This is a genomic window from Hafnia psychrotolerans, assembly GCF_014639435.1.
GTDB lineage: Bacteria > Pseudomonadota > Gammaproteobacteria > Enterobacterales > Enterobacteriaceae > Ewingella > Ewingella psychrotolerans.
The window spans coordinates 186,374-200,065 of record NZ_BMFZ01000005.1 but is presented as its reverse complement, the minus strand read 5'-3'; the positions used below and the strand labels follow the sequence as shown (position 1 = coordinate 200,065).

Below are 13,692 nucleotides of genomic sequence, written 5' to 3'. Positions count from 1 at the left end.
TCATCAGAGGCATCATGCCGGCAAACGGTCAGAGACTATATCACTCGTCATCGTTGCGCTAGTGTTAAATCCAACCGGTAATCGTTGTCGCCGTTAGGCACAACGGTAAATGCCGGTTATGATAAAGCAATTTTTCGACGACGCCATGGTGAATTGAGGAGTATATGCAGTATTGGGGAAAGCTGCTCGGTCTTATACTGGGCTTAATGTCCGGTGTAGGGTTCTGGGGAATCGTTATAGGGTTGCTGGTTGGGCATATGTTCGACAAAGCGCGCTCGGTTAAGAGTCGCGGCTATTTTGCCGATCAGCAGACAAGACAAACACTTTTTTTCCGCACCACCTTTGAGGTGATGGGGCATTTAACCAAATCAAAGGGGAGAGTTACCGAGGCTGACATTCAGATTGCCAGCCTGTATATGGATCGCATGCAACTGCACGGTGAACACCGTAATGCAGCTCAGGGCGCGTTTCAAATAGGTAAAGAAGCCAGTTATCCGCTGCGCGAAAAAATGCGTGAATTACGCGGTGTCTGCTTCGGCCGTTTTGATTTAATCCGGACTTTTCTGGAAATTCAGATCCAGGCCGCTTTTGCCGACGGGTCGTTGCATCCTAATGAGCGTCAGGTGCTGTATGTCATTGCTGAAGAACTGGGGATTTCCCGTCAGCAGTTTGACCAGTTCCTGAGCATGATGGAAGGCGGTCAGCAGTTTGGTGGCGGACAGCAAGGGTACTCTTCGCAGGGAGGCTATCGTCAGGCGCCACAAGGCCCTACATTGGCGGATGCCTGTAAAGTGCTCGGCGTCAGCCCATCAGATGATGGCACCACCATCAAACGTGCTTACCGTAAGTTGATGAGTGAACATCATCCAGACAAACTGGTCGCAAAAGGTTTGCCGCCAGAAATGATGGAAATGGCGAAAGAAAAAGCGCAGTCAATCCAGGCCGCGTATGATCTGATCAAAAAAGAGAAGGGTTTTAAATAGCACTTTTCTTCCGGTCTGAAAAACGAAAGGCGCTGAATTCAGCGCCTTTTTCTTTCGATGACGTTTTGAACGTGACGTTAGAAATCCGGTTCGCAGTTAAACACCAGCGGTGCATCGGTGATCGGGTGATAAAATGACAACTCCTGCGCATGCAGTTGCAGCCGAGGGACCATCACCAACGCGTCGTGCGGCGCATAAAATTTATCGCCGAGGATCGGGTAGCCCAGCGCCAGCAGATGCACACGCAGTTGATGGGAACGTCCGGTGATTGGCCGCAGTCTGACCCGCGTGGTACCGTCGTCGTCCCAGGAAATCACTTCATATTGCGTCAGTGCCTTTTTGCCCGTTTCGTGGCAGACCTTCTGTTTGGGGCGGTTCGGATAGTCGCAAATTAACGGCAAGTCGATGATGCCGTAATCTTCCGCCATATGTCCCCACACCCGCGCGATATAGACTTTTTTGGTTTCACGCTCGCGAAACTGGCGCTTAAGCTCGCGCTCGGCCTTTTTGGTCAGCGCTGTGACCATTACGCCGCTGGTGGACATATCCAGACGATGTACCGATTCGGCCTCAGGAAAATCACGTTGAATACGCGTCATCAGGCTGTCCTGATGTTCAGCCGCTTTACCCGGAACCGACAATAAACCGCTGGGCTTATTGACCACCATGATGTGTTCATCCTGAAACAACACCTGCAACCAGGGATCGGTTGGGGGATAGTAATCCTCCAGCGGGCGGGTATTGGAGGGCTGATACGGTGCGGGCTGATTTTCGCTCATAGCGGATTTCCCGAGTCTGTTGTCATCAAAGGGAGAAAAGAAAGGCAGGAAAATCCTGCCTTGGTGCTGACATTACTGATGGCTGACGACTACCAGCCGGATAGCGTCCAGACGCCAGCTGGCCTCGTTCAGATTAGCCAGAACCTGAGTACGGTTAGATTCTACCGCTTCCAGCTCATCATCACGAATGTTTGGGTTGACCGCTTTCAGCGCTTTCAGACGCGCCAGCTCTTTACTCAGTTGAACGTCGGCTTCGACTTTGGCTGCTTCAATCAACACGCGGGCTTCATCGGCAATCTGGGGTTCAGCCCGTTGTAACATGGTATGAACCTCGGCCTGCACCGCATTCACCAGCTTGCTGGAGTTATGACGGTTGATGGCATTGAGCTGACGGTTGAAACTTTCAAACTCGACCTGTGCCGCCAAATTGGTGCCTTTGCTGTCGATCAGCATACGAACCGGCGTGGGTGGCAGGAAGCGGGTCAGTTGCAGGTGTTTCGGCGCCTGACACTCCACCACGTAAATCAGCTCCGCCAACAGCGTGCCCGCTGGCAGTGCTTTGTTTTTCAAAATAGAGACGGCACAGCTGCCGGTATCGCCTGAAAGGATGAGATCCAGACCATTGCGCACAATCGGATGTTCCCAACTGATGAACTGAGTATCTTCACGCGACAGGGCTTGTTCACGATTGAATGTCACGGTGCAGCCATCTTCCGGCAGGCCCGGGAAATCAGGAACCAGCATGTGATCGGATGGCGTCAGGACGATCAAGTTATCACTACGATCGTCTTGATTGATACCGACAATATCGAACAGGTTTAGCGCAAAATTCACCAGATTCACGTCGTTGTCCTGACCGGCAATTTCTTTCGCTAACTGCTGGGCCGGTTCGCCACCATTTGAGTGCATCTCCAGCAAGCGATCGCGGCCGTTCTCCAGTTCTAGTTTCAGCGCATCGTGCTGGTTGCGGCATTGCTGAATAAACAGATCAAGACCTTCCTGCTCGTTTGGCGTGGCGAGGAAGGTAATTAACTGCTGGTAAGCGCTGTCATAGATGGTTCGCCCGGTCGGGCAGGTGTGCTCGAAGGCATCCAGCCCTTCATGGAACCAGCGAACCAGCACCGCCTGCGCGGTTTGTTCGAGGTAAGGCACCATGATGTCGATATTGTTCAACTGGCCGATGCGGTCCAGGCGGCCAATACGCTGTTCGAGCAGATCGGGATTGAACGGCAGATCGAACATCACCATTTTACTGGCAAACTGGAAGTTACGGCCTTCGGAGCCTATCTCGGAGCAAAGCAGTACCTGTGCGCCATCTTCTTGCGAGGCAAAATAGGCTGCCGCACGATCACGCTCAATAATCGACAAACCTTCATGGAATACCGCGGCGCGGATAGCTTCGCGTTCGCGCAAGACCTGTTCCAGTTGAAGCGCGGTGGCGGCTTTGGCACAGATCACCAGCACTTTCTCATCGCGGTTGTGGGTCAGGTAATCGAGCAGCCATTCAACACGCGGGTCGAAGTTCCACCAGGTCGCGTTATCACCCTCAAATTCCTGATAAATCTGCTCCGGGTACAGCATGTCATAAGCGCGCGCTTCCATGGTTTTCTTGGTGCTCATAATGCCGGAGACTTTGAGCGCCGTCTGATACTGGGTCGGCAATGGCAGTTTCACTGCGTGCAGATGGCGATCGGGGAAGCCTTTCACGCCGTTACGTGTGTTACGAAATAGCACGCGGCTGGTGCCGTGGCGATCCATGAGCATGGCAACCAGCTGTTTAGCTGCCGCTTCTTCACCGTTGTTGGCTGCTTTCAGTAGCGCGTCAGTGTCGGTATTGCCGACGCTTTCGCCCAACAGCGTCAGTGCTTCTTGGGTCAAAGGCTCTTTATTCAGCAGCAATGTTACGGCATCAGCCACGGGCTGGTATTGCTGCTGCTCGTGAATAAACTCTTCGTAATCGTGGAAGCGATCCGGGTCGAGCAAACGCAGGCGGGCAAAGTGGCTTTGCTGGCCCAGTTGTTCTGGGGTGGCGGTTAAGAGCAACACGCTTGGGATCTGCTGAGAAAGCTGCTCGATCACTTGGTATTCACGACTTGGCGTCTCTTCGCTCCATACCAGATGGTGCGCTTCATCGACCACCAACATGTCCCATTCGGCCTCAGAAAGCTGCTCCAGACGCGATTTATTGCGGCGAACGAAGTCCAGAGAACAGATAACCAGTTGCTCGGTTTCGAAAGGATTAGTGGCGTCGTGCAGTGACTCGGCATAGCGGTCATCATCAAACAGCGAGAAACGCAGGTTAAAACGACGCAGCATTTCCACCAACCACTGGTGCTGTAAAGTTTCAGGTACCACAATCAGGACGCGCTCGGCCCGGCCAGACAGCAGTTGCTGATGAATGATCATTCCGGCTTCGATAGTTTTACCCAGACCCACTTCATCAGCTAATAATACGCGCGGCGCATGGCGCTGGCCGACTTCATAGGCGATGTGTAACTGATGCGGGATCAGGCTGGCACGCATGCCTCGCAGGCCGCCGAATTCCAAACGGAATTGCTCGCGCTGATATTTACGGGCGCGAAAACGCAGAGCAAAGCGATCCATGCGGTCAATCTGACCGGCAAATAGACGGTCCTGCGGTTTGCTGAAGGTCAGCTTGCTGTCTAACAGCACTTCGCGCATGGTGACGCCGGGTTCTTCGGTATCAAGACGGGTGCCGATGTAGGTCAACAGACCTTTATCTTCAATGACTTCTTCGACTTGCAACTGCCAGCCTTCGTGGCAACTGATGGTGTCACCGGTATTGAACATCACGCGGGTGATCGGGGAATCATTTCGGGCATACAAACGGTTTTCACCGGTGGCGGGGAAAAGCAAAGTCACCATGCGCACATCCACTGCAACCACGGTTCCTAATCCTAATTCGCTTTCCGTATCGCTTATCCAGCGTTGACCCAATGTAAACGGCATAATTTCTCTCTGTGTTGTGTGTTCCAGATGTGGCAACTGCGACGTCAACTGCGCAATGCTTGCTATGCCTCTGATAACGCGCGGGCAATAGTCTTCTTTCCCCGCCAGAAGGCGCGGAATGTTTCACTGTGTGAGGATGATTCAGAAATGGGAAAGGGCGCTATGGTAATGGAAGGTAAACGATTCGTCACCTGCGAATCACCGGACTCGCGCCAATTTTTGCTTAAAACAGCCCCATCTGACCTGTAATGAGTGTAGCAAAATTGTCATGCAGGAAAGGCAAAATGCCGTCGGCGACTGGCTCCAACTGGCGTTCAATGTAGTGATCGTAGTCGATAGTAGACCGGCGGTTCTCCAGCGGTTCCGGCCCGGAGGTGGTCATCACATAGCTGATCCAGCCGCCGTTCTGATACTGCTTCGCGCGCCCGTGCAACACGTTATAGTCATCGGCTAAGCGTGCCGCGCGGACGTGTGGCGGCACGTTTTTCTCATAGTCACTGAGCTTGCGGCGCAGTCGTTTGCGGTACACCAGTTTGTCATCAAACTCGCCGTTCAGCGTGCTGGCCACATAGTCACGGACATAATCCTGATAAGGCTGACGGTGAAATACACGATGGTAAAGTTCCTGCTGAAACGTTTGCGCCAGCGGTGTCCAGTCGGTGCGTACGGTCTCCAGACCCTTATAAATAATGTGTTCGCCGTCCGCGTCGCTAACCAGCCCGGCATAGCGCTTTTTACTGCCCTGTTCGGAGCCGCGAATGGTTGGCATCAGGAAGCGTTTGAAATGGGTTTCAAACTCCAGTTCCAGTGCACTTTCCAAACCATATTCCTGCTGTAGATGAGCCTTCCACCAGGTGTTCACTTGCTCAACCAGTTGGCGGCCAATCGCGCTGGCATCTTCCTCCGAATGCGCCCGGTTAAGCCAGACGAAAGTGGAGTCGGTGTCACCATAGATCACCTGATAGCCTTCGGCTTCAATCAGTTCGCGGGTCTGACGCATGATGTCGTGGCCGCGTAGTGTAATGGACGACGCCAGTCGCGGATCAAAGAACCGGCAACCGCTGGATCCCAGTACGCCATAAAAAGCATTCATGATGATTTTCAGCGCTTGCGACAGCGGCTTATTTTTCTGCTGTTTGGCGGCCTCGCGTCCCTGCCAGATCTGGCGGACGATTTCTGGCAGACAATGCTTTTCCCGCGAGAAACGGGCGTTGCGATAACCGGGCACTGAGTGTTCATCGTCCGGTTGTTGAAGCCCGGCGACCAGCCCGACCGGATCGATCAGAAAGGTGCGGATAATCGATGGGTACAGACTTTTGTAATCGAGTACCAGCACCGAGTCATACAAGCCGGGGCGCGAATCCATCACAAAACCGCCGGGGCTCATCTCTTCAGGCCGTTCGCCCAGATTGGGCGCGACATATCCGACGCGGTGCATACGCGGTAAGTAAAGATGGGTGAACGCTGCCACTGAGCCGCCGCTGCGATCAGCCGCCAGACCCGTGACTGAGGCACGTTCCAGCAGGAAGGGCATCAGCTCAGTCTTGGCAAAGATGCGCGTCACCAGCTCGCAGTCTTTCAGGTTGTAATGCGCCAGCGCGGGTTTGTTTTCGTGAAAACGTTGCTCGATCTCCTCCAGCCGCTGATAAGGACTGTCGCTGGCTTTCCCTTCGCCTAGCAACGTTTGCGAGACGGTTTCCAGACTAAATGAGGGAAAGTTCCAAAAGGCGGATTTGAGGGCTTCAATGCCGTCAATGATCAAGCGTCCGGCGGCGGCGGCAAAAAAATGACCTTGTTTAAATCCGTGTTCGCGCCACTCGAGTTCTCCGCCGCCGCGTCCGAAACGTAAAGGGATGTTGTAGCGCTCAGCATGTTTTTGTAGCACCCGCAAATCAAACTGCACCACGTTCCAGCCAATGATAGCGTCGGGATCGAAGTCGGCGATCCACTGGTTCAATTTTTGAATCAGTATTGGACGACTGTCGACATATTCGAGAATAAAGTCGCGAGGTGTATCAGGGTCACCATTGGGTGGCCCAAGCATGTAAACATGGCGCTGGCCGCAGCCCTCAAGGCCAATACAATACAGTTCGCCGCTGCCGCTGGTTTCAATGTCCAGCGAACAGAGTTTCAACGGCGGACGATAACCTTCAGCGGGTTTCATTTTGGTTTCGAGCAGCACATTGCCCGGTCCCGGTTTACCGCTGAACCAGACCGGTGCCGTGATATAACGCTCCATCAGAAAACGTTCCGGCGGGCGGATATCCGCTTCATACACCTGAACGCCGCCCTCTTTCAGCAGCTTTTCGATGCGCATCAGTTGGCGATGCTGCTGACAGTACAAGCCAAGTACCGGCCGTGAATGGAAATCCTGCATCGGCAATTCGCGCAGGCTGATATTTTTTTCATCGGCCAGAATGCGCACCACCTGAGCGCGCTGTTCCGCTGGAATAAACGCCACGGATTCTTGCAAAGGCAGGCGAACTTTCTGCGCGCCCTGGTCAGTTGCCAACCACACTTCCACCTCGGTACCCTGCTGTGTGTCGCGCCAGTGGCGGGTCAGCACAAAACCCTGACGCGGTGAAGTGTCAGTGGGGGCAAAAGAGGAACGTGCGGTTGCGGAGTTAATAAGCGCCTCGAAACGACAGAGAGAAAGAAGAGAAAATCAAAGACAGAGTATGGTTATTTATACAGTCCTTGTCCATTGCTATGGTATTAGCCAAATACGCATACAATTACGCAGTTGACTGCGAAAGTGCATGCACTGACAATTCAGCCGCTTAATGCTTTTACTACAATGAAAATGCAGAAAGCTCACACTTGTCTTATTTATCTACGCAATTTGCGTCACGAAATACTGGAAATCTATGGAAGCCTATCTACAACATCTGGTCGCTCAGTCGGTGGGCTTTGCTCTGATTATTGTCGCTGTGGTGGCTTTCTTTGAATCGCTGGCGCTGGTTGGACTGATTTTGCCGGGCACCGTGATGATGGCGACGCTCGGGACGCTGATTGGCAGTGGTCAGGTGGGGTTATACGAGGCTTGGCTGGCGGCCGGACTCGGTTGCTTCGTCGGTGATTGGGTGTCCTATTTTATCGGACGCGGATTTAAAGAACCCCTGCACCGTTGGCGATTTCTCAAACGGCATCAGTCACTGTTGGATAGAACCGGTTATGCCCTCGATCGCCACAGTTTTGCCACGGTGATTTTAGGGCGTTTTATTGGCCCGACGCGACCGCTGGTTCCATTGGTCGCCGGTATGCTGAATTTGCCGCCCTATAAATTTGCGCCACCAAATATTGTTGGCTGCATCACCTGGCCGCCAGTGTATTTTCTGCCAGGCATTTTGGCGGGTGTCGCTATCGACATTCCTGCCAGTCACAACAGCGCCGTTTTCAAATGGATGCTACTTATCAGTGTGGTGCTGGTGTGGCTCAGTGCATGGTTGCTCTGGCGCGGGTTCCGTGCCGGTAAAGGTTCACCGGACATGATGACCCAATGGTTGCCGCTGCCGCGACTGTGGGTCATGTGCATGCTGAGCGTGGTGGCGACCGTGGTGAGCATCATGGTGCTCAGTAAGCAGCCGATGATGCCGATTTACGGGCATCTGCTGTGGAACGTGCTCACCCGCTGACGGGGCGGATCCCTAATACCTTGGCTTCCGGCGCGGTGCCGTCCACCAGCGCCTGCGTCGGGCCGTCATAAAAAATTCTGCCATCGACCACCAGCAGCGTGCGCGGAGCAATCCGCGCCGCATCATCCAGATTGTGCGATACCATCAGCAGCGTTAGGTTGCGCTGCCCGCAGACCTTATCCAGCAAGCTCAGCATTTCACTGCGCAACGCCGGATCGAGTGCGGAGAAAGGCTCATCGAGCAGCAAAATCGGCTGGCTGCGTAACAGACAGCGCGCCAGTGCGACCCGCTGACGTTGCCCGCCGGAAAGCTGCGACGGCAGGCGGTCCAGACAATCACTCAGCCCGACCTGTAGGGCGATCTCTTCCAAATCCTGCTTTTGCTGCACGCTGAGTTTCAGGCCCGGATGTAACCCCAATCCCATGTTCTGACGCACAGTCAGATGCGAGAACAGATTGTTCTCCTGAAACAGCATCGACACCGGACGCTTCGCCGGCGGCGTCGCGCTGTGATCGTGATCATTTAGCCGGATCTGCCCGCTTACCGGTGCGAGAAAACCCGCGACCAGGCTGAGCAAGGTGCTTTTCCCCGCGCCGCTCGGGCCAAGGATCGCCACGCGCTCGCCCGCATCGATGTGTAAATCAAAGCGCATCGGCAGATGCTCGTACAGATAGGTCAGTTTATTCAGCGTCAGCATGGCGGCCCGGCAGTTTCTCGATCAGGGTGAATAACAGGAAGCACAGCAGCAGCAGCAACAGCGCCGTCACCGCGCCGTCCTGACTGCGGTAGGAACCGATCTGCTGATACAGATAAAACGGCAGCGTGCGGAAATTCTCATTGCCGAATAACGCGATCACGCCGAAATCCCCCAGCGACAGCACGCAGGCAAATGCCAGCGCCTGCGTGATCGGGCGTTTCAGCGCGTTGAGTTCCACCCAGCGCAGTCGCTGCCAGCCGTGCATATCCAGCGAAAGACACAGCGGATTGTAGCGTTCGGCCACGTCGCGCATCGGGTTATCCAGCACTTTTAATGCGTAAGGCACGGCCATCAGCGCGTTAGTGAGGATCACCAGCGGCCATGGCGACTGCGGTAGTCCCGTCGTATCGCTGAGCAGCAGGAAGAAACCGGTCGCCAGCACGATCCCCGGCATCGCCAGAATCAACATCCCGCTGAGATCCATGACTTGCGCCCAGCCATGTCGCTGGCGTAAGCGGAGTTCGCGGCTACTCCACAACAGCATCATCGTCAGCAATACGCATAATAATCCGCTACCCAGCGCAATGCGTATAGACGTCCACAACGCCAGCCAGAGCGCGGACTGTTGCAGCACGCTGATGGCGGCACGGTTTACACCATCAAAAATCACTGCCAGCAGCGGCGGCAAGATCAGCAGCAGGGCGAGGCCTATCAGCACAGCATCGACGAGGCGGCGCGGCAGGGAATCATCGGGATTGCGCCAGCGTTGGGAATGCGTTTGCCCGACCGGCAGCGCCTGGCTGAGTTTCTGACTTAGTAGCACCAGCGCCAGACAGCAGAACAGTTGGATCAGCGCCAGTGTGGCGGCGCGGCCTAAATCGTAGTCATAACTGAGCGCCTGATAGATCGCCAGTTCGATAGTGGTCGCCTGCGGGCCGCCGCCAAGAGACAGTACGGTGGCGAAGCTGGCGAAACACAGCATGAAAATCAGCGCCGCGGCGGGGAAAATCTGGCGGCGCAGGGCGGGCCATTCGACAAAGCGGAATTGCTGCCAGGCATTCATACCCAGCTGCGCGGCAAGTTGACGCTGTTCGACGGCGATATTCTCCAGCGCCTGTAAGAGAAGGCGCGTCGCCAGCGGCAGATTGAAGAAGATGTGTGCCAGCAAAATGCCTTTCAGACCATAAGGCGAGAAAGCGTAATCCATGCCAAACCAACCGCATAGCTGAGCCAGCCAGCCTTGTCTTCCGTACACGCTGAGAATGCCAAACACGGCAACTAACACCGGCAGCACCAGCGTCATGGCGCATAAGCGCAACAACAGCTGACGGCCGGGGAAGCGGCGGCGGAACAGCGCCCGCGCCAGTAAAATCGCGGGTAGCACCGAACAGAGCGCCGAAAGCAGAGCTTGCCAGAAGGTAAAGCGGATCACATGCCAGAGATAGGGATCCTGCCACAACGATGCGCCGCTCATCTGCGGCGCGTGACGCCACAGAGAACCTAAGGCCAGCGCGGCAACCAGCAGCATCGCCAGCGAGGCCACCGCGCCCGGCCACAGCCAGCGAGGGATCAACGGCTGACGGCGTTCTGCCATGCCTGGATCCATTCTGAACGGTGAGTCGCAACCTCTTGCGCACTGTATTGCAGCGATTTCGCCGGCACCGTGAGCTGATTAAAGGCATCAGGCAGTGGCGTGGCGATCACCGGATACATCCAGTTGCCGGTTGGGATCACTTTCTGGAAAGCGTCGGTGGTGACGAACCTCATAAACTGTTCAGCCAGCTTCGGCTGTTTGCTGTTCGCCAACTGACCCGCAACTTCCACCTGCATGTAATGACCCTCGGTGAAGTTGGCCGCGGCATAGTTGTCTTTCTTCTCCTCGACGATATGGTACGCCGGAGATGTGGTATAGCTCAGCACCAGATCGCTTTCGCCTTTGAGGAATAAGCCGTAGGCCTCGCTCCAGCCTTTGGTGACAGTGACGGTTTTCTTCGCCAGTTTCTGCCATTCCTGCGGCGCTTTATCACCATAGACTTTTTGCATCCACAGCATCAGGCCCAGACCCGGTGTGCTGGTGCGCGGATCTTCATAGATCACTTTCCAGTTCTGATCGCTGTTGATCAGTTCATCGAGGCTTTTGGGTGGATTCTTCATTTTGTTTTTGTCATAGACGAACGCGAAATAGCCATAGTCGTAAGGCACGAATGTGCTGTCATTCCAGCCACCCGGGACCGTCAGTTTAGCCTCGATTTTCGGTGCTTTGGCAAAAAGCCCGGTTTGCTCTGCAGCTTGCAACAGGTTGTTATCCAGCCCGAGTACCACGTCTGCTTTGCTGTTTTTGCCTTCCATCCGCAGACGGTTCAGCAAAGACACGCCATCTTCCAGCGCAACGTATTTCAATTCGCAGCCGCATTGTGCTTCAAAGGCTTTTTTGATGGCCGGACCCGGTCCCCAGTCGGCAGAGAAGGAGTCGTAGGTGTAGACCGTTAGGATAGGTTTGGCCGCATTGGCCGTGGCCGCGAAGATCGGTGCAGAAAGTAACAGCAGGCAGGGCAGTAATTTTTTCAACTTTGCACTCCAAAAAATAAAGGGGCAAAGGATTTTGAGTGAGCATCGCACAGTCTCAAATCCCTCCGCCGGGATTAACCGGACCAGGTTCGACGGGTTTACTCTCAGCCTTTTTAAACTTGCTGCGCAGGTATTGATCGGGCGTCGTGCAGTGCTCGCCATGCTCACGTACTGATGTACGCTGCGCTGGCTGTGCGCTGGACTTCACCCGTTGAACACCTGCTTGCGGCGTTTAAAGATCGAGCTCATTCTTCATGGAAAAGAATCAACTTCAGGCACCCCGTTGAGAACGGATGTCATTCTAGAGATTAACGGCGCGATGCGATAGTCCGATTAGTTGTCGGGGGGCGCAAACCAGGCGGATTTGAAGTCGAACCAGCCGAGGGTGTTCATGCGTACACCGCGCATGCTGCGTTGTCCCTGTAATACTAACCAGTGGTGGAACAGTGGGTGAATGTGATGGCTGGTGACCTGCCTCTGGCTCCACTCGGCCATTGAGAATTTACCGGCGTGCCACAATGCTGCGTCTTCAGCCATATCGTGACTGAAACAGTGCGCGGCTAATGGCAGCTCCAGGAAAGTAGCAAACAAGGAAAACTCCAGCGGCAGAGTGAAGTTGGCGCTGCCGAGCCACAGATCGCTGTTTGCCTCGCCGCGTTGCCAGACGCCGTAATCCACAATCTGAATAATGAGTTCGATGCCTTCCTCCGCCAGCAGCGGGCGCAGCGCGTTGCAGATCGCATGATGCTCGGAATGCTCGCCGTAAAACGTCAAGGTAATCTGTGTCAAATCCTGCGGTTTCACCGGGTGCGCCTGCGGATCTTTATGATGCCATCGTGGTAGTAGGCCGTACGCCGGAGACCAGTAGCGCTGATATATCGGCTCGGCGCCGTTAAGTAAGGCGATCGGGTTGAGCAATTCACACAGCCACTCGCGGGTTGCATCGTGCTGGCCGACTGCTGAACGCTGATCGAACAACAGGAAATAGCACCCTTCCTCCAGACGGCTTTCCAGCTCGCTTTTACCGGATTCATCCGCCTGCAGCTGCACGCCGGAATGGACCAGCTCTTCGGTCAGCTCCGGCAGCACCCAGATATTCACTTCATCGATCAGCGCGCGAAAGCCGAAATAGTCGTCAAACGCGCGGATACGCAACTGCGTTTTCTGATTGTGCACCACGGCGTAAGGGCCGGTACCGACCGGGTGCCGGGCGAAGTCGGGCAGAGATTGCCATTCTTGCGGCAGGATCGTGGCGTGGACATTGCCGAACAGCCACGGCAGCCAGCGGTCGGGCGTATTCAGATGGATGTCGATCACGTTGGGGGTAGGCGAGGAAAACGATGCGAGATTGCTGAACAACCGGTGGGTCTGTTGCAGGCGGGTAAACGTAGTGATGATATCCATCATCTCCAGTTCGCGCCCATGATGGAAATGGATCGCCGGACGCAAATAAAACCGCCAGTGCAGTGGCGTGATCGCTTGCCAGTGATGAGCTAAATCGGCTTCTACTTCCCCTTTTTCCTCATTTATTCGCGTCAGCCCGCTAAAGATTTGCCGGGCGATATGGGTTTCTGAACGACGCAACATGGTGCCGGGCAGCAGGTTAAACAGTGGACGGTAATACAATACGCGCAGAATATGTTTGCCCTGGCGGAAGCTGCGGCCAAGATGTGACAACAGCATCTGACGTACCTGGGTTTTATCGCCCACCAGTTGCACCAGCTGTTCGACTTTATCCTGTTCAAGAAGCTCTTCGGCCCGCAGCTGCTGGAGCGCCAGCCCGGTATACAGAAACGTCAGCCGGGAGCGTTTACCGCGCCCCACTTCAGCATGCCACGTCAGCCAGCCCCGTTCTTGCATCGTGCTGAGCAAGGAACGCATATGCCGACGCGAACAGCTCAGTACTTCCGACAGTGCCTGCAATGTCGTGTCGGTTTCTTCGCCGTGGCAGGATTGCCACAAGCGGATGAACTGCTGCTGCAAACGCGATGAGGCCATAAAAGAGGAACTCCATGGTCGATCTTCATCAATTTATCTTTCCCCATATTACTCCAATACTG

General features: G+C 54.8%; 10 protein-coding genes. 2 read left to right on the top strand and 8 right to left on the bottom strand.

Annotated elements, in window-relative coordinates; translation table 11 throughout:
• Positions 1 to 164 precede the first annotated feature (164 nt).
• Positions 165 to 983, top strand: coding sequence for a co-chaperone DjlA (gene djlA, locus IEV89_RS11310; RefSeq protein WP_188473618.1), 819 nt, complete (start codon positions 165 to 167; stop codon positions 981 to 983).
• Between the two features lie 77 nt (positions 984 to 1,060).
• On the opposite strand, the gene rluA is transcribed toward djlA, so the two are convergent.
• The 3 genes from rluA to IEV89_RS11295 all read right to left on the bottom strand — a co-directional run bounded on the left by rluA (position 1,061) and on the right by IEV89_RS11295 (position 7,361).
• Positions 1,061 to 1,714 (bottom strand): bifunctional tRNA pseudouridine(32) synthase/23S rRNA pseudouridine(746) synthase RluA, encoded by a 654-nt coding sequence (gene rluA / locus IEV89_RS11305; RefSeq protein ID WP_188473725.1) that lies wholly within the window; start codon positions 1,712 to 1,714, stop codon positions 1,061 to 1,063.
• A gap of 120 nt (positions 1,715 to 1,834) precedes the next feature.
• Positions 1,835 to 4,732 (bottom strand): RNA polymerase-associated protein RapA, encoded by a 2,898-nt coding sequence (gene rapA / locus IEV89_RS11300; protein WP_188473617.1) that lies wholly within the window; start codon positions 4,730 to 4,732, stop codon positions 1,835 to 1,837.
• Positions 4,733 to 4,955: 223 nt separating this feature from the next.
• On the bottom strand, positions 4,956 to 7,361 hold the full coding sequence (locus tag IEV89_RS11295) for a DNA polymerase II (RefSeq protein ID WP_188473724.1): 2,406 nt from the start codon (positions 7,359 to 7,361) through the stop codon (positions 4,956 to 4,958).
• A 238-nt stretch (positions 7,362 to 7,599) separates the two neighbouring features.
• Between IEV89_RS11295 and IEV89_RS11290 the strand changes: the two genes are divergently transcribed.
• A complete protein-coding gene (locus IEV89_RS11290) occupies positions 7,600 to 8,367 on the top strand; it encodes a DedA family protein (RefSeq protein WP_188473615.1) in 768 nt (255 codons plus the stop codon).
• Here the strand turns inward: IEV89_RS11290 and thiQ are convergent.
• The 5 genes from thiQ to sgrR form a co-directional block, all read right to left on the bottom strand.
• Complete coding sequence (gene thiQ / locus IEV89_RS11285; RefSeq protein ID WP_188473613.1) at positions 8,357 to 9,064, bottom strand: thiamine ABC transporter ATP-binding protein ThiQ; 708 nt, start codon at positions 9,062 to 9,064, stop codon at positions 8,357 to 8,359. The two genes, IEV89_RS11290 and thiQ, sit on opposite strands and share 11 nt — an antisense overlap.
• Positions 9,048 to 10,658 carry a thiamine/thiamine pyrophosphate ABC transporter permease ThiP gene (gene thiP, locus IEV89_RS11280; protein ID WP_188473611.1) on the bottom strand — a complete coding sequence of 537 codons (1,611 nt, stop codon included), beginning with the start codon at positions 10,656 to 10,658 and terminating at the stop codon, positions 9,048 to 9,050. The genes thiQ and thiP overlap by 17 nt, the downstream gene beginning before the upstream one ends.
• On the bottom strand, positions 10,634 to 11,632 hold the full coding sequence (thiB, locus tag IEV89_RS11275) for a thiamine ABC transporter substrate binding subunit (RefSeq protein ID WP_188473609.1): 999 nt from the start codon (positions 11,630 to 11,632) through the stop codon (positions 10,634 to 10,636). The genes thiP and thiB overlap by 25 nt, the downstream gene beginning before the upstream one ends.
• Before the next feature lie 55 nt (positions 11,633 to 11,687).
• Positions 11,688 to 11,840: a hypothetical protein gene (locus IEV89_RS22075; RefSeq protein ID WP_444542660.1), complete on the bottom strand. Its 153-nt coding sequence runs from the start codon at positions 11,838 to 11,840 to the stop codon at positions 11,688 to 11,690.
• A gap of 125 nt (positions 11,841 to 11,965) precedes the next feature.
• Complete coding sequence (sgrR, locus tag IEV89_RS11270) at positions 11,966 to 13,630, bottom strand: HTH-type transcriptional regulator SgrR (RefSeq protein ID WP_188473607.1); 1,665 nt, start codon at positions 13,628 to 13,630, stop codon at positions 11,966 to 11,968.
• Between the last annotated feature and the right edge of the window lie 62 nt (positions 13,631 to 13,692).

Coding starts and splice junctions, on each gene's coding strand:
- thiP (WP_188473611.1), bottom strand. CDS start 10,658: ATGGCAGAACGCCGTCAGCCGTTGATCCCTCGCTGGCTGTGGCCGGGC.
- djlA (WP_188473618.1), top strand. CDS start 165: ATGCAGTATTGGGGAAAGCTGCTCGGTCTTATACTGGGCTTAATGTCC.
- IEV89_RS11290 (WP_188473615.1), top strand. CDS start 7,600: ATGGAAGCCTATCTACAACATCTGGTCGCTCAGTCGGTGGGCTTTGCT.
- thiQ (WP_188473613.1), bottom strand. CDS start 9,064: ATGCTGACGCTGAATAAACTGACCTATCTGTACGAGCATCTGCCGATG.
- rapA (WP_188473617.1), bottom strand. CDS start 4,732: ATGCCGTTTACATTGGGTCAACGCTGGATAAGCGATACGGAAAGCGAA.
- sgrR (WP_188473607.1), bottom strand. CDS start 13,630: ATGGCCTCATCGCGTTTGCAGCAGCAGTTCATCCGCTTGTGGCAATCC.